Origin of the sequence: Haloarchaeobius sp. FL176, assembly GCF_024609245.1 — an archaeon.
Classification (GTDB): domain Archaea; phylum Halobacteriota; class Halobacteria; order Halobacteriales; family Natrialbaceae; genus Haloarchaeobius.
The window spans coordinates 1-23075 of the sequence record NZ_JANJYH010000006.1 but is presented as its reverse complement, the minus strand read 5'-3'; the positions used below and the strand labels follow the sequence as shown (position 1 = coordinate 23075).

Here is a 23075-nt window from a genome sequence, read left to right as displayed (position 1 = left end):
GGACTACCTTTTTCTCCCCGAGGGCCGTGTGGGGCAGTATCACATGAGCCGTGACGCATCCAGGTACGTGGCGATCTGCCGGGGGCTGGGGTTGAGCGAGCGAGAGATCCGCCTGGGCGAGGACACGGGAGGACCCGTCGAGACGCTGTTCGAGCTGCCGTCGTCCCGGGCCCGACACGCGCGACTGCTGGCGACACTCGCGGGCTCCGACCGCGGCGTGGACTGCCCCGGTGACGCCGACGGTGCGGCGGTGGCGGCGGCACTCCGTGCCGTGCTTCGGGGCCTCGGGCGCAGCGACGCCGCGGCCGCAATCGCGGACGCGGAGGGCAGCCTGTTCGAGCGCATCGCTGCGGTCGAACGCGCCGTACTCGACGGCAGCTACCGTGTCGTCAGGCTGGCGGACGACGACCGATGGCGGTTCGTCGTCGTCGAGACTCGTCGGCTGGCCGGCGTCAAAGAGCAGTTCGGCCAGTACGCCGACCTGGAGGGGCTGGCGACGTTCCACACCGACCAGCCTGCCGACCGGACGCTCGACCCCGCCGACCACCTGCCACCGGTGTACCGGGACACTGGGACGGAGCTCGCGCCACCGGGTGGGGGACCGAAGCGGGTGGTCGCCGACCGGAGCGTCGACGAGGTGCTCGACGCCATCGAGCAAGCAGCGACCGACGACGAGGAGCCGACGCCGCTCGACGGGGCGACTTCCCAGCGTGCGCTCGACGCGGCACCGTCGGAGCCGGCGGGGCCACCGCTCGACGAGCCACCGGTAGCCGCACCCGGCGAGGTCGAGGAGGACCCCATCGTGGCCCGTGGCGAAGTGGAAGAGGACCCAATCGTCGCGCCGGGCCACGTCGAGGATACCGGCGACCCCCACCCGACCAACGCACTCGATGCCCCAGCAGACAGGCCAGCGCTGGACGCACCGCCGGGCGAGCCCCCCGGTCCGGCCCTGGACGAGCCGCCCATCGTGGCTCGCGGCGAGGTCGAGGAGGACCCCATCGTGGCTCGCGGCGAGGTCGACGAAGAGCCCATCGCCGCCCCGGGCGAGGTGGCGGACGAGTCGGGCGACGGACCGGACAGCTGAAAATATAATTTCGTTTTACACATCTGTCGTCCTGCTGACCGACCGGTTGGCCGACACGCCTAAGAACGGTTGACTGGTCACTTGGAGCATGGGCAGTCCCGAGGATCTCGTCTCACACCACGTCACTGTACTCCGGCGGTGCGGCCTCTCCGACGAAGATATCTGCGAGGTGTACGGTGTCACCGACCCACCCGACGATGTGTCGGTGGGCCGAATCGTACTGGAGTCGTTGGACGGTGAGCCGACACCCAAGAACCTATACGACCAGACACATCGCGTGCTCGCCACGGCGACCCGCGGTATCGACGCCCCGCGTGACTACTCGAACCGGGTCGTTCCCCAGCAGCTCAACACGGTCATGGGCGCGTTCGGGTTCTCCATGTACTTCCTGGACGACAGCGGCGAGCCGCTGGACTCCGGAGCCGATCCCTCCCAGCCGTTCCGTATCGCGCTCGAGGACCCGAACGGGAACGTCCGGACGACCACCTTCGAGTACCCGGAGACCGCCCTCGGCGAGCAGAACTACCCCGCGCTCGTTGCAGCCGTCCAGAACGAGCTGCTCGACGGTGTTCCGCTCACCTTCGTGATGCTGTCGGACTGGGCCGAGGACCGCTGGCGGTTCGTCCTGCTCGAAGGCGACCGTCTCGACGCGCTCGAAGAGCACTACGGCGACGGCATCGAGTGCTTCGGCGAACCGCTCCTCCACGAGCACAGCCCCGCCGAGTTCGCCTCGGGACAGGCAGTCGAGGAGCCCGCCGTCGAGGCCACCGCCGGGGACGAATCGAGCGAGGCAGCCGACGAAAGCGACGGCGACATCGGCGTCGACGAATCCACCGAGGGCTGGCTCGGGAGGGGCGGCTCCGACCTCAGCAACGTCGACCTGGAAGGCTCCGGCGGCGACGACACGGCGGAGACGGCCGACGAGCCCACGGTCGAGACCGGGCTCGAGGACATCTTCTCGACCATCGAGGAGGACGCGAACGCCGGGGGCGAGGGAAGCGTCGAGATCGAGTCCACCGGCAAGACTGTCGAGGACCTGGTCGGGGCGGACACCACCGGAGCCACGGACGAAACGACTGGTGAACCGGCCGCGGAACCGGAACCCGAGCCTGCCACGGAGGCAGAGCCCGAACCCGCTGCACCTGCCGAGCCCGAGCCTGCCACAGAGGCAGAACCCGAACCCGCTGCACCTGCCGAGCCCGAGCCTGCCACGGAGGCGGAGCCGACGCCGGTGACTGACGAGCAGGCAACGGCGGAGAGTGGCTCCGTCGACGCGGACGACGACGGCGGATTCGTCACCGCAGACCCGGAGCCGGCACGCGCGGAGACGGCAGAGACCGCCGCAGCAGACCCACCGGCGGAGTCCGCAGACGAGTCGGTGGACGAGGGGCCAGCGGACGCGGCCGAGCCCGAGCAACCTGCGGCAGACGCCGAAGTGGCGGCGGACCCGGCAGCCGGCTCGGCCGACACTGCTCCCGACCCAGCAGTGGAACCGACCAGCGGGTCCGCCGAGAGCGAGGAAGCGGCGGGAGCCGACACACCGGCGGATGCGCCAGCCGCCCCGGCGGAGTCCGGCACCGAGCCGTCCGAGACGGTGACTCCAGAGCCGGCGACCGCGGAGCCGGAGCCTGTCGACGCCACGGCGGCCGCTGACGAGGCGACCGGAGACGAACCGACGGCACGGACCGGAGGCGACCCGACGGCGGCGGCCGAATCCACGACGGCGACCGAGGATTCGGCGGCGGACGACGGGGCAGCGACGGCGGACAGCGATGATTCGCCGGGGCTCGTCGGACGCATCGTCGGCGCGATCAAGGGACTCTTCTGAGCGGGCTCGGTGCGACTCCTGTCGCACGGTCGTACCGAACGTTAATATCCGTGAGAGGCGAACCGTAATCTAACGGATGACCGACCGCGACCGACGCGAGCGGCTGACCGAGTACGTGGCCGTCCTGCGCGAGTTCGGCCGCTCGGACGAGGAGATACTGGCGGCCCACGACGGGGCGTCGCTCCCTGACGGAGTCTCTCTCCCCGAGTTCCTCGACCGCCGCTTCGACCACGCCGAAGAGTCGACGCTCTACGAGCGACTGCACGACGCGCTCGCGACCGGTCCCGCCGGCATCGACGCCGAGCGCGAGTACTGTGCGCGGGCTCCGGCCCGCCAGCTCGACGAGGCGTGCCGCATCCACGGCTGGCGCGTCGACCTCTCGGGCGAGGACCCGTTCACCGTCACCGTGGAGGCACCGGACGGTGACACCCACGAGTCCAGGTTCACCTATCCAACGTCCGACCTCGGGCAGCACAACTACCCGGCGCTCGCCGCCGCTGTCGCCGAGCTGCTCGACGGGCTGACGTTCGCACTGCTGACCGACCGCGACGGACGCTGGCGGTTCGTCTGCGTCGAGACGGACCGCCTGGCGACCCTCCGCGAGCGGTACGGCGAGCGCGTCAGGGTGTTCCGTCGCCCACTCCTCCGGGCCGAACAGCCCGCCGATTTCGCCGCGGCCGCCGCCGACCACAATGAGCACGACCGCGGCTCCGAGCTGGCAGGCGTCGCCGGGGACGCCTTCGCGGAGTCCATGGGCACCGGCCCGCGGGTGCATCGCTCCTCGCGGTCCCTGGACACCGAGATGGACGTGGACGCCGGGCCGGAGACCACCGTCGGAGAGGGCATCGACGAGGTGTTCGAGGCTATCGATGCCGATGTGGAGGCCGACCAGAGCGATGCGGCGTCGGCGAACGAGAGTGTCGACGACGACGTCGAGACGCTGCTGTCGGACCTCGACGAACCGACGCACTCGCCCGACGAGAGCGTTGACAAGCAACCTGTCTCCCGGAGCGAGGCCGAAGGGGCCGAAGACGACCGGCAACCGGGGGCGGACGGCTCCGCTGGACTGGTCGGCGGCAGCCCGAGGACGACCGTGGTCGAGGACGGGCTGGACGACGTGTTCGCCGGACTCGAGGAGGCCAACCCTCCGGTCCGGGAGACGGCACCCGATCGCATGGCGACCGACGACGTGCTCGACGCCGTGGAGACGGAACCGGGCGACGCGGCACCGGAATCCGCCGAGGAGGGACCAACCGAACCGGACGGTGCTTACGCTGCCGGGGACGCCGCCTCCGAGGAGGCGCCCGGCCCCCCAGTCGAGACCGAGGACAGCTCGACGCCGGTTCTCGACCCCGACGAGCTGACCACGCCCGAACAGGACACGGGGGATGCGGTGGCGGCACCCGGTGCGACCGAGGTCGGGAGCGAGGAGCCGGTGGCTGACGACGATGTCGGCACCGCGGCAGGCGCACCGGAGACGACCGTCGTCGAGGACGAGTCAGCCACCCTAGCCGAGCCGTCGGTCGGCGACGACGATGGCCTCGAACCCGTTCCCGACGAGCCGACCGCGCCGGCCGCCGACCCCGACACGGTAGACTCGACTGCCGACGACGACATCGACGTACCGACTGCCGACGAGCCGGCGAGCATCCCGGACGACGACACCGACGCGAACGCCGACGCGCTGGCGGACCTCGCGTCAGGAGGGACGACCGAGCCGTCACCCACCGAAGAACCCACGACGCCCACCACCGAAGGTCCGGGCGAGATGGACGACTCCATCGACGACGGCGAGCCGGAGGCGTCACCGAGCATCGACGAGGTCGACCTCGACGTCGACAAGAGCGATATTCCGGACGTAGACGTCGACGAGGAGACGAGCACTGCTGGCCCGCTGGCCGGCGGTGTCGGTCCGCCATCGTCGACGCCGTCGTCCGACGACGGGGACGAGCCGGACCCCACCGGGCCGGTCGGAGACACCGCCGAACAGCCCGACATCTCACCCGACGACCCCGTCGGCGCGGACCTGCTCGCCGACCCCGACGAGAGCGCGCTCGCGGACGTCGAGCACGACGACGAGTATGACGACGTCGTCGTCGGGCGGCTGGAGGACGACGACGGGTCGTCGCGTGGGCCGCTCGGCAGGCTGGCGGCGTGGCTGCGGAACCTGTTCTGAGAAGCGGAATCGGGCGAGAGCCTACAGGAAGCTCTCGATGTGGTCGGCGACCTCCTCGGGGGTATCGCCGACGGGGACGCCCGCGTCGTTCAGCGCGTCGATCTTCGACTGGGCGGTGCCGGTGCCGGAGCCGGAGACGATGGCGCCAGCGTGGCCCATCCGCTTGCCCGGCGGGGCGGTGCGACCCGCGATGAACCCGGCGACGGGCGTGTCGACGTAGTCGTCGATGAACGCGGCGGCCTCCTCCTCGTCCTCGCCACCGATCTCACCGCACATGACGATGGCGTCGGTGTCTGAGTCGTCCTCGAAGAGGCGCAGCGCGTCGACGAAGTCGGTGCCGATGATGGGGTCACCGCCGATGCCGATGGCCGTCGTCTGGCCGATGCCGCGCTCGGTCAGGTTCGAGACGACCTGGTACGTGAGCGTGCCGGAGCGGGAGACGAGCCCGACGTTGCCGGACTCGAAGATGTTACCGGGCAGGATGCCCAGCTTGGCCTCGCCCGGCGTGATGATACCCGGACAGTTCGGGCCGATGAGTCGCGTGTCGACCTCGGAGAGCCGCTTGTTCACGCGGGCCATGTCCTGCGTCGGGATGCCCTCCGTGATGGCCACGGCGAGGTCGACCGGCGAGTCGAGCGCCTCGAAGATGGCGTCGGCCGCGAACGCCGGCGGGACGAACACGACGGAGGCGTCGGCGTCCTCCTCGCGCGCAGCCTGGTCGACGGTGTCGTAGACCGGGACGCCGTGGACCTCCTGTCCACCCTTGCCCGGCACCGCACCCGCGACCACGTTGGTCCCGTACTCGATCATCTGGCCGGCGTGGAACTTGCCCTCGCCGCCGGTGATGCCCTGTACAACCACTCTGGTGTCGTCGTCGACTAGTACGCTCATTGGTCCACCTCGTCCGCGTTGGCGACTGCACGCTGGACCGCGTCCTCGAGGGTCTTCTCGACCGTGACGAGGTCCTCGTTCAGAATCTCCATTCCCTCCTCCCAGTTCGTGCCCGCGAGGCGGACGACGACCGGCTTGGGAATCTCGTCGAAGCCCTCGAGGGCCTCGTTGATGCCGCGGGCGACCTCGTCGCCGCGGGTGATGCCGCCGAAGATGTTGAAGACGACCGAGTCGACGTTCTCGTCGGAGAACACCATGTCCAGCGCGTTCGTCACGCGCTCGGCCTTCGCACCGCCGCCGATGTCGAGGAAGTTAGCGGGCTTGCCGCCGTAGTGGTCGACGAGGTCCAGCGTCGTCATGACGAGGCCGGCACCGTTGCCGATGATGCCGACGTTGCCGTCGAGACGGACGTAGTCGAAGCCGTACTCGTCGGCCTTGGCTTCGAGGTCGTCGCCGCCCGCGGCGTCCTCCTCCATCTCGGCGAGCTCGGGCTGGCGGAACAGCGCGTCCTCGTCGATGTTCATGACGGCGTCGGCCGCGATGACCTCGCGGTCGCTCGTGACCATCAGCGGGTTGATCTCGGCGTCGGCACCGTCCCTGTCGTCCCAGAGCGTGTAGAGCGTCTGGAGGACGCTGGCGACGTCGTTGGCGACGTCACGCTCGACGCCTGCCTCGTAGACGGCTCGGCGCGCCTGATAGGGATGCATCCCGAACGAGGGGTCGACGTGCTCGCGCACGATGGCGTCCGGGTCCTCCTCGGCGACCTCCTCGATGTTGACGCCACCGCGGGTCGAGACCATCGCGACGGGCTTGCCCTCGCCGCGGTCCATCGTGACCCCGACGTACAGTTCGTTCACGAAGTCGACGGCCCCCTCGACGAGGACGCGGTCGACGTGGATGCCCTTGAGGTCCATCCCGAGGATGGCGTCGGCGGCCTCGCGGGCCTCGTCGGCGTCGTCGACGAGCTTGATGCCGCCCGCCTTCCCACGTCCACCCACCTGTACCTGCGCCTTGATCGCGACCGGGTAGCCGATCTCCTCGGCCGCCGCAACGGCGTCGTCGACGTTGTCCGCGAGTGTCGACGGCGGCGTCGGGATACCGGCATCGGCGAAGACCTGCTTCGCCTGGTACTCGTGCAGTTTCATTGTTAGCTCGAACGGATGTTTCGCCGACCCGGAGTTAGTAGTATCGAAACCGTCGGTCGCTTGCGGCATGCTCGTCGGTTCGGCAGAGTCACTCCGGTTTCCACTCCGTGTCGCAGTCGGGACAGACGAGCACCGCACCGTCGTCGGCGGCTTCGACCCGCATCGCGTCCCGTCCGCAGCCCGGACACGACACGTCACCGAGGTCGGGCGTCCACGAGATACGCGTCTCGCCCGCCTCTCTGGGCGCGCCGACCGCGAGGACAACGAGGTCGCCGTCGGCGTCGTTCCGGCCGCACTGGAACTCGCCCGGACCGAACCGTACCGCCTCGTGCTCTTCGACGGTCACCTCGCCGTCGCGCGTCTCGAACGTCGCCTCGCCCGAGAGAACGAGGAACACCTCCTCCTGGTCGGTGTGGGCGTGGCGCGAGCGGCTCAGGCGCTCGCCGGTGGGGACGCGGTACCGGTTCAGCGAGACGTTCTCGGTGTCGAGTGCATCGGAGAGTGAGCGTCGGAGCGCACCGCCTTCCGTCTCGGTCGCGGGACTACCGTCGACTGAGCACCGTTCCATGGCTCGAATTCGGCCGTCCCCGGCATAGTCATTCGGTCTGCCGGCGGGAGCCTGCGCCCTGCTACTGCTAGCCATGGAAAATAAGTTTACTCACACGAATCTGCCGAGCGTACTAGTGTCGATCTTCGTCGCCGTCGAGAGCATCACGTCGGTACACGCAGCGTTCGTCGTTCTCCTCGTGGGTTCAGCGCTGCTCTCCGGTTGCCTCGCGCTCTACGCACTGTACGTGGCGCGGGGACAGTCAGGCGACCGGCGACTGATCTCGCTGTTCGCCCTGCTCATGTTCGGCGCAGCCATCTGGTCGGCTGGCGACGGCGTCCTGCTCCTCATCGTCGACGAGCGGAGCAAGGCCGCGCTGAAGGGCGCGCTGAGCATCGTCACCGTCGTCCCGCCGCTTGCGTGGGTGCTGTTCGCGCTCAACTACGCCGGCCGCGACCGGTGGCTGAACCGCCGGACCTACGCCGTGCTGGCCGTGGAACCCATCGTGCTCCTCCTGATGGCGCTGACGACTGGGTCGCACGACCTGCTCTGGGCGGGGGGTGAAGTGACGAGAACGGCGACCGGAGCCATCCCCATACTCGACCGCGAGCCGGGCCCGGTGTACATCGTTCACGCCCTCTACTCGTACGCACTCGTGCTCTTCGGCGCCTACATCCTCCTGTTCCGGGGGCGCACGCAGGACACCACGTTCCGCGGGCAGGCCGCCCTCCTGATATTCGGTGCGCTCGTCCCCCTGCTCACGAACCTCGCATACTTCTCCGGCGTCGGCCCCAACCTGAACCTCACCGGGTCGGCGTTCACCGTCTCTGGCGTCGCGTTCTGGCTGGCAATCTCTCGCTACCACCTGCTCGACGTGGTGCCGGTCGCCCGCGAGTCGGTCATCGAAGAGATGCGCGACGGCTACATCGTCCTCGACGAGTCGAACCGGCTCGTCGACGCGAACCCCGCCGCCGAACGCCTCCTCTCGACGTCGCTATCGGTCGGCCAGCCCGTTGCCAACGTGCTGCCCACCGACGCCGACGTGCTCGGCGAGGACGGGGACGAGCGCACCGAGTTCGTCGTCGGCGAGGGCCCCGGCCGCCGGTTCGTCGACGCCTCCGTCTCTTCGGTCGGGCGAGGCGACGCGAGCCGGCTGCTCGTGCTACGGGACGTGACCGATACCCGTGAGACCGAACAGCGGTTCCAGACACTCATCGAGAACTCCTCCGACATCGTCGCCGTCCTCGACGCCGACGGGACCATCCAGTACCAGAGCCCGTCGACGAAGCAGGTGCTCGGCTACGACCCCGAGGAGATGGTCGGCGGGAACGCCTTCGACTACGTCCATCCCGACGACCAGGCGGACCTCGCCACGAGGTTCGCGCAGGGCGTTCAGGACGACCACACGATCAAGCGGGTCGAGTACCGCATCCACCACGCAGACGGTTCCTGGCGGGTCCACGAGTCGGTCGCCCGGAACCTCCTCGACGACCCGTCCGTCGAGGGAATCGTCATCAACACCCGCGACGTGACCGAACGCATCGAACGCGAGCGCGAACTCGCGGAAACCAACGAGCGTCTCGACCGCTTCGCCAGCGTGGTCAGCCACGACCTCCGCAACCCCCTGAACGTGGCCGAGGGCTACGTCGAACTCCTCGAGGACGACATCGAGGACGAGCAGTGTCGTGGCTATCTGACGGAGGTGCGGGCGAGTCACGACCGAATCGGCCGCATCGTCGACGACGTGCTCGCACTCGCACGGGAGGGTGGCGAGCTATCCGAGACGGTACCGGTCGAACTCGAATCCGTCGCGCGTGTCGCCTGGTCGAGCGTTGACACCGACGATGCGAGCCTCGACATCGGCGACTCGACGCCCATCGACGCCGACCGCGATCAGTTCGCTCGACTCCTCGAGAACCTCTTCCGGAACGCCATCGAGCACGGGGGCGGGACCGGTGGCGGCGGTGCAGACGGGAATCACGTCACCGTGACTGTCGGGATGCTCACGGACGCGGAGGGGTTCTACGTCGCCGACGACGGTCCCGGGCTCCCACCCGAGCTCAGAGATAGCGTGTTCGAACCCGGCGTCACCTCGCGGGACGGCGGCACGGGCCTCGGCCTGGCTATCGTCGCCGACATCGCGAAGGCCCACGGCTGGACGGTCGAACTCGCAGAGGAGGACGGCGGCGGCGCTCGGTTCGATTTCGTCGTCGAAGAACGGTGACGCGGCCGGGTGGCGTCAGGCCGACGGCTGCTCCGAGTCGTCAGCGCTGGTGTCAGTGCCGTCGGCGGGACTGTGATTAGTACTGTCGTCGGTGCCATCATTGCCGGTGCCGTCGTCGCCGGAATCATCGGCCGACGTGTCACCGCCGTCGTCGGAACTGTTGTCACCAGCGTCGCCGGCGGGTACGCCGTCGGCGCTGCCGTCGTCGACAGTGCTGTTGCCGTCATCGGCGGGGCTGCTGTCGTCGTCGACGGTGACGTTGCTGCCGCCTGAATCGACCACGGTGCTGTTGCTGTCATCGACGGTGACGTTGCTGTCGCCCGAACCGTCGACAGTGCTGTTGGCGTCGTCGACAGTGCCGTTGCTGTCGCCTGGATTGTTGACGGTGCTGTTGTCGGCGTCGACGGTGACGTTGCTGTCGTCCGAATCTCCAATGGTGCTGTTGCTATCATCAACGCTGACGTTGCCGTCGCTCGAATCATCGACGCTGACGTTGTCATCGGTCGAATCGCCGATAGTGCTGTTGCCGTCGTCGGCGCTGACGTTACTGTCGTCCGAATCCCCAATGGTGCTGTTGCCGTCCTCGACGCTGACGTTGCCGTCACTCGAATCATCGACGCTGACGTTGCTGTCGTCCGAATCCCCGATGGTGCTGTTGCCGTCGTCGACGCTGACGTTGCCGTCACTCGAATCGTCGACGCTGACGTTACTATCGCCCGAACCGTCGACCGTCTCGTTGTCGGCGGCGGGGACGGCCGTGGTGAACCCAACCGCGTGGGTCGAGAACGAGGCCATGTGGAACGACACCCACGTGTAGCCGTCCGAATCGACCGGCAGGTACGGAGATTCCTGTCCGTCGATGAGCAGCTGGAACGCCGAGATGTCCATCCCGACGGCCGCGAGCGTGTCGAGGCGTACCATCACGGTGGCGGGCGAGTCTACGACACGTGAGACGGTGAACTCGACCACGCCGCCGGTGTCCGTCACGATGGAGACGACGGCAACGTCGTCGCCCTCGTGGACCACCCGGATGGCATCCTGCCAGGCGGGGTTGGTCGAGCCGGTGACTTCGACAGCGCCGGTTTCGGGGGGTGCTGCCCCGGAGCCACCGACCGCGACATCGAGGTTCTCGCGGTCGGCGAACAGCCCCACCGTGACGCTGCCGCCAGCCACCGCGGCGAGGACGACGAGTATCGCCGCGAACACGACGAGTGACGGACTGAGTCTACTGCTCACCGTCCTCACCTCCGTCGGGTCGCGCGTCGTGAGTCGGGAAGGCGAACTCCCCGTTCTCGGGCTCGAACGCATCACCGAACAGGGCCGCCCAGGCGTCATCCTCGGTACCGTCGTCGTCGACGACCGGTCGGTCGCTGGTGGCACCGTCGTCGAGCGCCGAGTCGTCGGGCTCACCGAGCACCGGGTCGTCGGTGACGGTGGCCTCCTCGGAGACGGGCTCGTCGCCGGTCGCGATAGCCTGGTCGTCGCTGTCGGGTACGTCGCAGACGTACAGCATGGTACCGTCCGAATAGCTGAGCCGGTCGTGCTCCTCGTCGTGGACGATCCAGCGCCCGGCCGCGGCGGCCATGTCCCGAAGTTCGGCCACGCTGGCCACAGTGACGGTGGGAAGCGAGTGGGTCATCTCGTCGAACGAGCCCCGGAGCACGCCGCCATCAGCGGCGGCCGGACCGTCGCTCGTCGGGTTGACGAACACCCGCATCCCGAGCAGCACCAGAAACCCGACGGCGAACGCCGCGAACGCCGCGACGCTCAGCTGGAGCAGCCGCAGGTAGGTGACCGAACCGTCGTAGACGAGGTAGGCCACCACGCCGGAGTAGACGGCAGCGACGCCGACGACCGCCATCGTGACCGTCAGGTCGTCGTAGCCGATGCTCCAGCCGGCGGGCTCGTCGTCCGTGGTGGCGGCTGCCGCGCTCGCAGTGCCGTCGCTCACGGACTCGCCGTCGCTACTTGCGGACTCCTCGTCTCCGGCGCGGCGCCTGTACAGCGACCACAGCTCGGTGACGACGAGCAGTGCGATGGGCATCGCGACGAGCAGCGCGAAGCCGGCCGTCGTCCCGACGAACTCGACCACGTACCCGATGAACGGGATGGTGAGCAGCACCCGGCCGACCAGCCGGTCGGACGTGACGGTGCTCGCGTCGGGGTCCTCGTTGTTGTCGCCCTGTGTGACGAACTCGGGCCCGGCGGCGGTCTGCTGTATCTCGACGACTCGATGGGTCGTCGGGGGCGAGCGGTCGGCCGTCACGAAGGTGATGACGTCGCCGACACGCACGTCGCCGCCGTCGACCTCCGCGACGACGACTGCGTCACCGACGGCGATAGCGGGCTCCATGCTACCAGAGACCACGACGAAGCTCGCGTCGGCGCCCACGACCTGCGGGACGGCGAAGACGACGAACGGGACGACCAGCGCCAGCACGAGCAGGACACCGACCGCCCGGAGTGCGGTTCCACGAGTCAGTTCGGGGGTCATCGGCGACCACCTCCGTGACCGTTGCCCTCGCCCGGACTATCCCCGTTATCGGTGGTCTTCTCGGGTGCACCGAGCACGCCACGGGTACTGTTCCCGTCGAGGTCCCCGGGGCCGTAGTAGGCGACCTCCGAGCTGCCCTTGATGGCGACCTGACAGAGCGTCGGGTCCGGCGTGTCGCCGTCGCGCTCGACGTGGAAGGCGAGCGCGACGACTTCGTCGCGACTGCCGTCTTCGGCGGGCTTGGTGGCCGTCTCGGTGACGACGATGTCGTAGCCGGTGTCCTCGCAGTCGTCGACCGGGAGGGTGTAGCGACCGGGCCCGACGTAGCTGTTCCCGAGCGTCGCGGGCGTGCCGATGCCGCAGTCCCCTGGGAGCTTGTCGTCGAGCGCGAGCTTCCCGAGCGGGACGCAGTGGCAGCCGGGTGCGCCGTCCTCGCAGACGTACACCTCGACGTAGCTGACGCCGTATCTGTCGGGGCCGCAGTAGCAGTCGACGCGGGCGACGCCCGAGAACGGGCCCGCCTCGGTCGGGTCCGCGTGCCGGCAGGCGACCGCCGCGAACTCGAAGCCGAGGCCGACCGTCTCCTCGCCGACGTAGTCGTCGGCGAGTTCGTAGTCGAGCCGCAGGTGGAGCGGTCCATCCTCGGCGGCGTTCAGGCAGCCGGGGACGCTCGCGTCCGGGTCCTGCGCCGGGTCCAGCGGGACTCCGGTCTGGTACCTCCGGGCGACATCGCAGAGCGTGCCCTCGAAGAGCGTTTCACTCGCGTACGCGCCAGTCTCGTCGACGTACCGGAGGCTGATACCGAGCGCGCCCGCGAGCCGGCCGGTCGTGGACGGACAGAACGTGCGCAGCCATGTGTAGGCGGGGTTGTTGATCCCCTCCCCCGACTCGGGGAGGTCGACGGTGAACCGGACGGACCCCTGTTCGCCGGGCGAGAGGGTCCCGAGGTCGACGGACACCTGTCCGTCGCTGGCTCCGGTCTCGCCGTCGTGTTCCCACTCGACGAGCAGGTCGAGCAGGCCGGCTCGCACCGAGTTTCCGGTGAACCGTTCCAGGTCGGCCAGCGCGCCGTACGTGCTCGCCGTCGAGAGCGCACCGGCACCGCCGATGGCGGAGGCACCCACGAGTATCTCACGCCGCGTGAGGCCACTCATTGTGTCCCTCCACAGCTGGTCGCCTCGCAGACGAGGTCGAACGTGACGCTGTCGGTCTGGGTGTCGGCGCTGGTCGGGTCGAACCGCCACGAAAGTCCCAGACAGCGGTTCTCGCCGCCGTCGAGACAGCCGGTGGCGATACCGTCTGCGCCGTACTCGTCGCTCACGCTCCGGAGCGTCCCCGTGGTGATGGTGGTGTCACCGAGCCCACGGCGGCCGTCACAGCCGCCGAGCAGGCTGGAGTCGCGCCAGCACTCGACCAGCAGCGCGTCCTGTAACTCGCCGTCGGTCGCCGTCGTGTCACCCGCGGCGGCCTCCGGCTCGACGATGCCGTTCTCGTCCGTCGCAGTGAGCCGCGGACGCAGACGGACCTCTGCCGACGTGTCCACTGCCTCGAACCCGACGATGAGGGTCCCCTCGTCGCCCGGGAGCAGGTTGTCGAGCGTCACGACTGGTCCCGGAACGTCGTCGACGTACGCCGGCGATTCGTCCGGGTCGAGGACGATGGTCCCGTTGGTCACCGTCGACCCGTTCTGTACCTCGAGGACGTCACCGTTGTACGTCTCGAACCATGCGACTCTGACCAGCGATTTCGGTGCTGCGTACGTGTAGTGCGTGTACGCAGGGCTGGAGCCGAACCTACCAGTCACTCCCGAGAGTGTGGCGAGCCCGACCGCGCCAACGCCGATGCCAGCGAGAAGGTCGCGTCGATTCAGTTGTTTCTGTGTAGATGTCACCATTTCCCCCCCTGCCGCCCCCAGGCGGCGTGTCGGACTCGACGACGGCGTCTGTTCGGCCGACCCCCGGTCGGCCGCCCCCGTCGTCGTTTCTCGCCTGTCGAAAGGACAGCAACGGGCTTAGGTATGGGTCGCCCGCCGGCCGGACATGGGCCACTACCGGCCGCTCGGAGCGCGGTCGGCTGACCCTGCCGTTCGGTACGGCGACCCTGGAACCGTTCGCCCGAAGCGACGTCGGCGACACCTGGTTGGCGGCATCGTCTGTCGGCGCATCGAGTGGAATCCCCGTCCGTGGGGAGGACCCGGCGACGGAGTCGAACCGTCGTGTCCCCGTCCGGGTCAGCGTCGACGGCGGCAGCGGGGCCGGCCGTCCTGACTATCGGGTCGGTGTTACGGATTGTGTGTGACCGGCTTCGGAGCGCCAGTCGGTCTTAGTTCACGCGGGAGAGCCGTTCGAGCCGTTGTCGAACGGGTTCGAGTTCTCGCCGTTGTGGCGACACTGGACGGCGGCGAAGTCCAGGTCGAACTTCACGGAGTCCGTCTGGATCTCGTTGCCGACCTCGCGCGGGATGCACCACTCCATCGCGACGCAGTGGGTGCCCGGCAGGAAGCAGTACTCGTCGTCTTCGTTGGCCGCGCCGAGCAGCGGCAGCGCCTCCAGCTTGAAGCCGCTCGACGCCGCGTCGTTCAGCTCCGCCAGGGTGCCCTCGAAGAACACGACCTCACCCACCACGACGGACTCGATGATGGACTGGTAGATGTTCGGGAGGACGATGGCGAGGTCGTCTGCCGACGAGTTGTAGTAGTCAGTGCCGTCGCCGTCGCCGGAGTTGTTGACCGTCGTGCCGGCCATATCCTTGAGCAACTGCGGTTCGCCATCGCCGGATTCGTTGATGTCGATGACGATGATTCGGGTGCCGCCGGCCTTCGCGTCGTTGGCGGCCTGCAGCTCGTCGACGTTGCTCTCGAACTGCTGCCCGTCGGTCAGCAGGATCATGATCTTCTGTGCGCCCGAGCGAGCGTTGGCGCTGAGGTAGCTGTCACCTTCTTGCACCGCGCGCCCGAGAGCCGTGCCGGTCACGCCGTTCGGGACCGCCCCCACGCTGGAGATGGCGTTCTGGACGTCGGCCTCGACGCCGGACGGTCCGAACGCGATGCCGGGTCCCTGTGCGTCGCCGATGTAGCTCTCGTTGCCGAAGGTGAACACGCCGATCTCGGTGTCGGCGGTCTCGTCGAAGACGATGGTGGTGAAGTCGCCCGCGGCGTCCTTGGCGACGGCGAGCTTGGTGGTCGTGCCACCCTGACCGTCGGAGATCTCGCCGCCGTACTGGTCGTACTCCATCGAACCGGAGATGTCCTGCACGACCAGGATGTCGCTCTTGCCGGCACCCTCGGTGATGGTGTTCGAACAGTCCTCGTCGTACCAGAGGGTCACGTCGATGCTCTCTGCGAGCTCGCCCACGTCGGGCGTGTCGTCGACCTCTCCCTCGGGCTCGGTCAGGCCGTTCTCCAGGTCGTCGTAGACGGTCCCCTGCATCCAGAGGTAGGCGGGGTTGTCACAGATGTGGAGACTGACGGTGACCTCACCGCAGTCGCCGGGCTTGACGTCGTCGAGCTCGAAGATCGGGATCTCCTCGCCGTCGATGAACCCCTCGGTGTCACAGGCGAACCCGAGGTCCGCGCGCTCCTCCCAGGTCATCGGTCCCTCGGCCATGTCGACGAGCCCCTGGTCGATGAGCTGCTGCTCGGTCGGTGCCTGGCCGATGAGTTCGACACCGTTCGGGCCGTCGTAGGTGGCCTTGTAGTCGAGCTGGAGGTCCAGGCGACCCGCAGCGAGGCTGTTACCGACGAAGCCCTCGCGGTCGTTGAACAGTGCGGTGGTGCCGAGGCCCGCGCCAGCGGCGGCGATACCGGCGGTGCCCAGGCCCGCGAGGACCGTCCGCCGGGTGAGGTCGTATGTCTTCTTTTCGGTCATTTGTCTGTGTACTCCCCCCTTTCGGGGAACGGCCCACCGACGGAGTCGAACCGTCGCCGTCGGTCCCTGTGACCGGTGGGCCACCGTCGCGCCCCCCAAGGCACGACGGTCGAGGCAGTCAGTCTTCGGCCAGCTCAGTTCCCGCCGGGGGTGGTCGTGGGCGGCGTGCTGGTGCCGTCCGTGCTGTTGTCCTCACTACCGGGGTTGTCGTTGTGGCGCGACTGTTCGGCGTCGACGACGATGTCGAAGCTGACGGCGTCGGTCTGGACCTCGTTGCCGACGTCCACGGGCAGGCACCATTCGAAGCCGATGCACTGCGTGGTCACGGCCGCGTACGGGTCGCGCTCCTCGGAGGTACGGTCGCCGTCGAGCGGCACGCCCTCTGCGAGCTCCGCGAACACTTCGGCCAGCGTGCCCTCGAGGATCTTCTGCTCGCCTTCGAGGACGATCTGGGCGATCTCGGCGTAGATGGTGTCGAGGTCGTCCGCGTCGGGGGCGACGAACGCGTCCCCGGGGTTGCTTGCGATGTTGTTCGCGAGGAACGTCTGGTCGGCACCGGACCCGAGTGCGATGGTGAAGATACGGATGCCGTTGTTCTTCGCGTCGGTCGCGGCCTGGGCCGCACCCGACGGGCTGTCGACGACACCGTCGGTCAGGACGATCATGACCTTCGACGCGCCAGCGGTGGCGTTCGTCCCGCCCATCAGTTCGTCGTCGCCAGTCGTGATACCGGCGGTCATGTTCGTGCTGCCGCCATCACTGTACAGGTCGATGGCGTCCTTGACCGCCTGGTAGTTCGTCGTCAGCTCCTGGTCGAGGTTGGCCCCCCCGGAGAAGGAGATCGCTGCCGCCTCGTCCGTCCCGGCGAGGTTGTCGACGAAGTCCTTCGCGGCGTTGCGCAGCGCGACGATCTTCGAGCCGCTCATCGAGCCGGAGGTATCGCTGACGAGTGCGACCTCGAGCTCCTGTCCCTCGCCCTCGCCGCCGGGCTCGTAGACGTTGTCGCAGTCCTCGTCGTACCAGACGCAGACCTCGATGAGGTCCGCGAGCTCGCCCACGCCGTCGCCGTCCTCCCCCTCGTCTGCGAGTTCGGGCTCGGTCTGACCGTTCTCCTGGTTCTCCAGGATCGACCCCGAGAGGTCGAGCCACGCGGGGTTGTCACAGATGTGGAAGCTGATGGTGACCTCGCCGCAGTCACCGGGCTTGATGTCCGAGAGCGTGAAGACGGGGATGTCGTCTCCGTTGACGAGGAACTCGTCTGTCTCGTCGGAACAGAAGTCGAACTGCTCACCCGTGACGAGGTCCTCCCACGCCTGCATGCTGGCGGGGCTGGGAGCCTGGTCGAGCAGGTAGCGGCCGTCGCCGAGGTCCTCGGCGTTCGGGTAGCCCATGCCGACGATGTCGTCGAGGCGGCCGGCGCCGCCGAGGTAGGTCGCCTTGTAGTCGAGCTTCAGGTCGAGCGAACCCGCGGCGAGACTGTTGCCGATGAAGCCCTCACGGTCGTTGAACAGTGCAGTCGTGCCGAGACCCGCGCCCGCAGCGGCGACGCCGACGGTGCCCAGTCCGGCGAGGACTGTCCGTCGGGAGATGTTGTGTTGCTTGTCGGTCGTCATTGGTTTGTACTCCCCCCCTTAGGGGACGACCCGGCGACGGAGTCGAACCGTCGCACAGAGACCGCTCCGGGTCAGTGGTGTCCGAGCAACGCGGCTACTCGAAGATCAGGTCGAGCGCGACGCCCTCCTCCGCCGTGGTGTCGTAGTCGCCCTGCAGCGTCACGGTCACGTCGCCGCTCACGCTGAACGGGCCGGAGACCTGTGCCGCGCTGGTGTTCACGACGAGGTGCTGGATGTCGCGATCCGGGCCGTCGTCGTCGTTTGCCGCCGTGACGGTGCCGGGGCCGACCAGGCTGATGGCGTCGCCGCCGACGCTGAGTGCGAGGTTGTCGACCGCGACGGTGGCCTCGTCGGCCTTCCCCTGGACCGCGAAGCGGCCGGTCGGGGCCGGGATACTGTCCGAGATGGTCACGCCGTCGAGCGTGAACGAGGCGCTGCCGGCGCCGTCGTAGTCGTAGCTGAACGGGACCGTCGAGCCGGAGGCCCAGCTGTACTCGCCGTTGGTCGCGCTGCCCACGTCGGGGCCGACTGCGAGCTCCCAGGTGTTCGTGCCGCCGTAGCGGGCCCGTGCGAACGAAATCGCGGTCGGGCTGAAAGGCACGAAGCCGCTGCCTTGGCTGGTGGTCACGGCGGGGTTGTGCCGCGACTGTTCGGCGTCGAAGACCAGGTCGAAGCCGACGGCGTCGGTCTGGACCTCGTTGCCCACGTCGACGGGCAGTTCCCAGTAGAAACCGATACAGTACGTGCTCGCGCCGGGGACTGGGTCGAACTCGGGGGTGCTTGCGTCGCCGTCGAGGCCGATGCCGGCCTCGAGTGCGGCGAACGCGTCGGTCATGCTCCCCTCGAAGAGGACGACCTCGTCCTCGTCGAGGACGTTGTTGCAGTTCGGGTCGTACCACATGGTGACCTCGATGCTGTCGGCGAGTTCGCCGACACCATCTGTGTCCTCGCCCTCGTCTGCGAGCTCGGGCTCGGTCTGGCCGTTCTCGAGGTTCTCGGTGATGGAGCCGGACATCGTAACCCACGCGGGGTTGTCACAGATGTGGAGGCTGACGGTGACCTCGCCGGAGTCACCGGGCTTGACGTCGTCGAGCTCGAAGACGGGCATCTCGGTCCCGTTGATGAGAAGCGCCTGGCCGTCCTCGGAACAGTAGTCGATCTCGCCGCCGAACTGGTCCTCCCACGCCTGCTCCTCTTCCGGGGTCGGGACCTGTCCGAGAACCTCGACACCGTTCGGGCCGTCGTAGGTGGCCTTGTAGTCGAGCAGGAGGTCGAGCGAACCCGCGGCGAGACTGTTGCCGATGAAGCCCTCACGGTCGTTGAACAGTGCAGTCGTGCCGAGACCTGCGCCCGCGGCGGCGACGCCGACGGTTCCGAGACCTGTGAGGACGGTACGCCGAGAGATGTGTTGTCTGTCGTTTGTCATTGATGTTTCCCCCCTGGGGAAGACCTGGTGGCGGAGTCGAACCGTCTGCGTCCCATTTCAGGTCAGTGCAGCCCGCCTGTGTATGCCATCACGCGAGGACCGGATGAGCGACGGTCCCGCCGCACCCCGATTCCCTGCGATGTGATGATCCCCCTTCGACGGGCTACCTCCACCTCCGCCACCGACGGTATTACTTATGCGCTCCTTTCGTCCTCTCAGTGGTTCGTTACCTTCCAGTCCGGTCCTGCTACCACCGAACTTGCCGGAACTGGTAGGGTGGCCTGATGGCGGTCGTTGGACGCGTTAGGAGACTGTACTCTGTCGGTTTCACCGAGAAACTGGTCACAGAACGACACGGTCACCGTACTGGCAGGGTCGGTACTGGATTGGGCTTCCTGCCGGTTTCTACGAACCAAAGTACCAGAAAAGGTATGTTCGAAGGCCCCCCCTGCTCGTGCTGACGCACCGGTGTCCGCTCTCCATACCTATTCCCCCAGCGCATGTACTGTACTCTTGACGACGTGTATCGGCGCGTCATGGGGGGACAATGTTACTCAACAAGACACGCGAAGTACCTGATTCGGACGTTTTCACCATTCTCAGCAGTCCACGCCGCCGCCACACGCTGGAGTATCTACGACGCCACGACGAGCGCGTCGCGCTCCGCGACCTCGCCGAGGCTATCGCGACGGTCGAATCGGGGGAGAATCCGGCACCACGCGGTGTCCGCCACACGGTGTACGTGTCGCTCCATCAGACCCACCTGCCCATGCTCGACGAAGCGGGCGTCCTGGCGTACGACGCCGACCGGAAGCTCGTCTCGCTCCTCGACTCCGCACGCGACGTGGAGCGGTACATGACCATGACGACCGCCTTCGGCGTGAGCTGGGCCGAGTACTACCGTGCCCTCGGCGTCGTCGGGCTATTTCTCGTGGTCGCCGCCCTCGCGAACCTCCCGGTCATCGCCGCGATTCCGCCGCTGGCCTGGGCCTCCACGTTCCTCGCGACCTTCGCCATCTCCTCGGCCTACCAGCTCTGGGGCCAGCGTGGTGGCCTGCTGCGTACGCTGTTCTGAGTCTGTTCGTCGAAACCCAGTTCTTGCGGTAACCTGGCTAACAGGTAGAGGGGCGAACGCACTACAGAAGCTACTACGACTGGTGGGAAGATTTCCTCTTGGCTATCCCGTGTTGTCCTTCTCGACCGGGAGACAGTCCAGTGACGACTCGTGACCGACGTGAACCTCGAGTGCAACGTCCAGCCCGTCTCTTGCCGCCAGAATCGCCGCCCAGGCCCGATGGTTCCCGTCGAGTGTCACCGGTGGCCAGAACTCCTCGTACTGCCGAACGATGACCGCACCGAACCCATGGTCGGGGAACTGTCGACGTAACGTCGAAACCTTCGCGACGAAGTCCGAGGCCTCGTCGTCGAGTTCTCCAGCTTGCAGTCTATCGATGGCACCGGCGAGCGTTTTGCCACCGGTTAGCCAGTTACAGCCGATGCTCGGGTACGGGTCGAACTTTCCGAGTTCGGAGCCCCTGACCACGAGTGTCGTCCAATCAGGCGCTCCGAACGTCGCATACTGCACTGGCTCGTCGTAGGTCGTTCTGAGTTCGGAGACGAGTCGCTCTCTATCCCAGCCCGATGGATCTGCGGCGGGATACGCCTCTTTCTGTGCTTCCCGAAGTATCCACTGACGAAGTACCTCCGTGATATCCAGCTGAGTACGTCTCCGTCGATAGCGGATCGGGGACACTGTACGTAATCGAACTTCACTCGCTCCACAGCATAACGATTGTGGGGCAGTGTGAGACGGCCGTCCCGTCTCTATCGAACCAGCTGGCCGGTCGAACCCGTGAGCGAAACCGCTACTGTGAGTTTCGAACTCGAAAAGTACCCTCCGCCAGTCAGTCCGCCGCGGCCATCGACTCGTCGAGTGGCACCTCGAACAGACGCGCGTCACAGTCCACACAGTTGGCGGCGACCACGTCGTACGAGCGGCAGCAGGACTCGACCACGTCGGTGCCGAATGCGACATCGCCGTCGCAGGTCGGACACCGGTCGAGAAACAGCCGGAGTCCGGCCAGCAGTTCGCTCCGGTACGCGACCGGCATCGCCTCCCAGTCGTCGAGCCGTGCGGCGACCACGGGCGCTGCCGCCACGTCCGCGACGAACGCGGCCCGGGACTCCCACTGGCCGAGCCACTCACCGTCGTACCAGGCCACGAACCGGCCGGGTCGCGTGTCGAGCCGGATCGCATCGGCGTCGAGGTCGGTCAGTGCAGCCAGCGCCGCACGCTGGCTCGGCTGGTCGGTCAGCGGCACCATCTCCGCGTGCCACGCCGCGGCGAACGCCGAGTCGAGGTCCAGGTCGTCACCGGCCGGCTCCACCGCCCCGGCCCGCAACAATGCCGACTCGACTCCGAACGAGTCGGCGTCGAACCCGGCCGGTCGCCTGTCGAACAGCCCCAGCAACCAGTCCGGGAAGTACCGCTTCGTCAGTTCCGGCGTGCCCGGCACGAGGTAGCCCCGCAGATAGATGGCCGTTACCGAGGTCAGGGCGACCCCGACGGCGAGCCACGGCGAGAGCAGGAACGCTCCCGCAGAGAGCACGCCTGCGATGCCGAGGTTCGTCACGGTACACGGTATGCACCGGTTTTCGCCGGTGTACTCCGGGTGGCGTAGCTGGTCGACGAACGATTCTCTCCCCCTCCTTGCTGTCGTACCTTCCATCGTAAAGTCTCCTGAATCGGTCGCACCACGCGCCGACCCCTCGGCACTATTACACCTCTGAACGTAATAGGTATGACAGCAGTACCGGCGGTACCACCAGCCGACCGGATTGCCGAAAAGTACGCCGTTTACGCCCCCAGATTGCGACGACCTCTCGCTTTCGTCGGTCGATTCTCGCCCCGTGATTACGGTGGTCTGGACCACCGGCACGGTTAAGACACATAAGAGCACTGTAATATTGGGGGAATGATGAATACTGTAGCCGAAGGCGATGGGGGGAGCAGCGGCACGCTCGAATCGCCAGGAACGTCGACGAGTAGACAGGAACCAAGTACCGACGTGGTGTACCAGACGCTGAGCAACCAGCGCCGACGGTCGGTGCTGCGGGCACTGCTGACGTCCGAGCAACTGACCGTTCGCGAGCTGACGGTCCACGTCGCCGCGCGAGAGTGTGGGGTGCCCGTGTCCGACCTCGAGTACAAGCAGCGGAAACGCGTCTACACCTCGCTCGTCCAGACGCACCTGCCGGCACTGGCGAAGAACGGCGTCGTGGCCTACGACAAGTCCCGTGGCACCGTCGCCCGGACCGACATGACCGCGGCGTTCGCACCGTACCTGACCGAGCAACTGGTCGAGACGGCCGTACCCGGTGCCGCCTGGAGCAAGCGCTACCTCGCACTCGCCGCGTCGTTCGCCGCCGTCGTCGCTCTGGGCTGGCTCGGTGTCCCGCCGCTCGCGTCGCTGCCGGCGCTCGTTTACGGCGGACTCTTCGCCGGAACGCTCGCGGTCACCGCGGCGGCCCATCTCCACACCGAGCGCCGGGACGGGGAGACGGGCGGAACCGCGGACACAGGGCCGACACAGTCCCGCAGCTGGACGTTCTGGCGACGGTCGGAGTAAGGAGCCGCGGGGTTACGCGATGAGCTTCTCCTCGCCTCGTTCGACGACGACGCGGCAGGGCGGGGAGATTTTGTTGTAGGCGCGGCGGAAGGCGTCCTTGACTTCGGGGGCCTGGTCGACGGTGCACCAGCAGGTGAACAGTTGCTCGCCTT

The 23075-nt window shown here is 67.7% G+C and carries 18 protein-coding genes and 1 pseudogene; 6 read left to right on the top strand and 13 right to left on the bottom strand.

Features of this window, described 5'->3' with window-relative positions:
• Nucleotides 1-43: 43 nt before the first annotated feature.
• From NO978_RS12710 to NO978_RS12700, 3 genes are all read left to right on the top strand, one after another.
• Complete coding sequence (locus NO978_RS12710; RefSeq protein WP_257299966.1) at nucleotides 44-1084, top strand: hypothetical protein; 1041 nt, start codon at nucleotides 44-46, stop codon at nucleotides 1082-1084.
• Between the two features lie 88 nt (nucleotides 1085-1172).
• Complete coding sequence (locus tag NO978_RS12705) at nucleotides 1173-2912, top strand: hypothetical protein (RefSeq protein ID WP_257299965.1); 1740 nt, start codon at nucleotides 1173-1175, stop codon at nucleotides 2910-2912.
• A gap of 76 nt (nucleotides 2913-2988) precedes the next feature.
• Entirely contained in the window at nucleotides 2989-5088 is a 2100-nt protein-coding gene (locus tag NO978_RS12700; protein WP_257299964.1) for a hypothetical protein, read from the top strand.
• 21 nt (nucleotides 5089-5109) lie between these two features.
• Here NO978_RS12700 and sucD read toward each other — a convergent pair whose 3' ends face one another.
• The 3 genes from sucD to NO978_RS12685 all read right to left on the bottom strand — a co-directional run bounded on the left by sucD (nucleotide 5110) and on the right by NO978_RS12685 (nucleotide 7692).
• Nucleotides 5110-5979, bottom strand: a complete 870-nt coding sequence (sucD, locus tag NO978_RS12695) for a succinate--CoA ligase subunit alpha (RefSeq protein WP_257299963.1) — start codon at nucleotides 5977-5979, stop codon at nucleotides 5110-5112.
• Nucleotides 5976-7124 carry an ADP-forming succinate--CoA ligase subunit beta gene (gene sucC / locus NO978_RS12690; RefSeq protein WP_257299962.1) on the bottom strand — a complete coding sequence of 383 codons (1149 nt, stop codon included), beginning with the start codon at nucleotides 7122-7124 and terminating at the stop codon, nucleotides 5976-5978. The genes sucD and sucC overlap by 4 nt, the downstream gene beginning before the upstream one ends.
• 88 nt (nucleotides 7125-7212) lie before the next feature.
• Nucleotides 7213-7692: a cupin domain-containing protein gene (locus NO978_RS12685; RefSeq protein WP_257299961.1), complete on the bottom strand. Its 480-nt coding sequence runs from the start codon at nucleotides 7690-7692 to the stop codon at nucleotides 7213-7215.
• Between the two features lie 115 nt (nucleotides 7693-7807).
• Here NO978_RS12685 and NO978_RS12680 point away from each other — a divergent pair, with 115 nt between their 5' ends.
• A complete protein-coding gene (locus NO978_RS12680) occupies nucleotides 7808-9895 on the top strand; it encodes a histidine kinase N-terminal 7TM domain-containing protein (RefSeq protein ID WP_257299960.1) in 2088 nt (695 codons plus the stop codon).
• Nucleotides 9896-9910: 15 nt separating this feature from the next.
• On the opposite strand, the gene NO978_RS12675 is transcribed toward NO978_RS12680, so the two are convergent.
• The 7 genes from NO978_RS12675 to NO978_RS12645 form a co-directional block, all read right to left on the bottom strand.
• Nucleotides 9911-11131, bottom strand: a complete 1221-nt coding sequence (locus NO978_RS12675) for an MSCRAMM family adhesin SdrC (protein ID WP_257299959.1) — start codon at nucleotides 11129-11131, stop codon at nucleotides 9911-9913.
• Entirely contained in the window at nucleotides 11121-12389 is a 1269-nt protein-coding gene (locus NO978_RS12670) for a signal peptidase I (protein ID WP_257299958.1), read from the bottom strand. The genes NO978_RS12675 and NO978_RS12670 overlap by 11 nt, the downstream gene beginning before the upstream one ends.
• Nucleotides 12386-13543, bottom strand: a complete 1158-nt coding sequence (locus tag NO978_RS12665; protein WP_257299957.1) for a hypothetical protein — start codon at nucleotides 13541-13543, stop codon at nucleotides 12386-12388. The genes NO978_RS12670 and NO978_RS12665 overlap by 4 nt, the downstream gene beginning before the upstream one ends.
• Nucleotides 13540-14283 carry a hypothetical protein gene (locus NO978_RS12660; RefSeq protein WP_257299956.1) on the bottom strand — a complete coding sequence of 248 codons (744 nt, stop codon included), beginning with the start codon at nucleotides 14281-14283 and terminating at the stop codon, nucleotides 13540-13542. The genes NO978_RS12665 and NO978_RS12660 overlap by 4 nt, the downstream gene beginning before the upstream one ends.
• A 433-nt stretch (nucleotides 14284-14716) precedes the next feature.
• Nucleotides 14717-16255, bottom strand: coding sequence for a VWA domain-containing protein (locus NO978_RS12655; RefSeq protein ID WP_257299955.1), 1539 nt, complete (start codon nucleotides 16253-16255; stop codon nucleotides 14717-14719).
• A gap of 134 nt (nucleotides 16256-16389) precedes the next feature.
• Nucleotides 16390-17868, bottom strand: coding sequence for a VWA domain-containing protein (locus NO978_RS12650; protein ID WP_257299954.1), 1479 nt, complete (start codon nucleotides 17866-17868; stop codon nucleotides 16390-16392).
• A gap of 94 nt (nucleotides 17869-17962) precedes the next feature.
• Entirely contained in the window at nucleotides 17963-19294 is a 1332-nt protein-coding gene (locus NO978_RS12645; RefSeq protein WP_257299953.1) for a choice-of-anchor W domain-containing protein, read from the bottom strand.
• Nucleotides 19295-19841: 547 nt separating this feature from the next.
• Here NO978_RS12645 and NO978_RS12640 point away from each other — a divergent pair.
• Nucleotides 19842-20369, top strand: a complete 528-nt coding sequence (locus NO978_RS12640; protein WP_257299952.1) for a hypothetical protein — start codon at nucleotides 19842-19844, stop codon at nucleotides 20367-20369.
• 102 nt (nucleotides 20370-20471) lie between these two features.
• Here the strand turns inward: NO978_RS12640 and NO978_RS12635 are convergent, their stop codons facing one another.
• Nucleotides 20472-20837 carry a hypothetical protein gene (locus tag NO978_RS12635; protein ID WP_257299951.1) on the bottom strand — a complete coding sequence of 122 codons (366 nt, stop codon included), beginning with the start codon at nucleotides 20835-20837 and terminating at the stop codon, nucleotides 20472-20474.
• A 361-nt stretch (nucleotides 20838-21198) separates the two neighbouring features.
• Nucleotides 21199-22023, bottom strand: coding sequence for a hypothetical protein (locus NO978_RS12630; protein WP_257299950.1), 825 nt, complete (start codon nucleotides 22021-22023; stop codon nucleotides 21199-21201).
• A 249-nt stretch (nucleotides 22024-22272) separates the two neighbouring features.
• On the opposite strand from NO978_RS12630, the gene NO978_RS12625 reads away from it, so the two are divergent.
• Complete coding sequence (locus NO978_RS12625) at nucleotides 22273-22923, top strand: hypothetical protein (RefSeq protein ID WP_257299949.1); 651 nt, start codon at nucleotides 22273-22275, stop codon at nucleotides 22921-22923.
• 12 nt (nucleotides 22924-22935) lie between these two features.
• Here NO978_RS12625 and rpl10e read toward each other — a convergent pair.
• Nucleotides 22936-23075, bottom strand: a pseudogene (gene rpl10e, locus NO978_RS12620) (50S ribosomal protein L16); the annotation flags it as partial.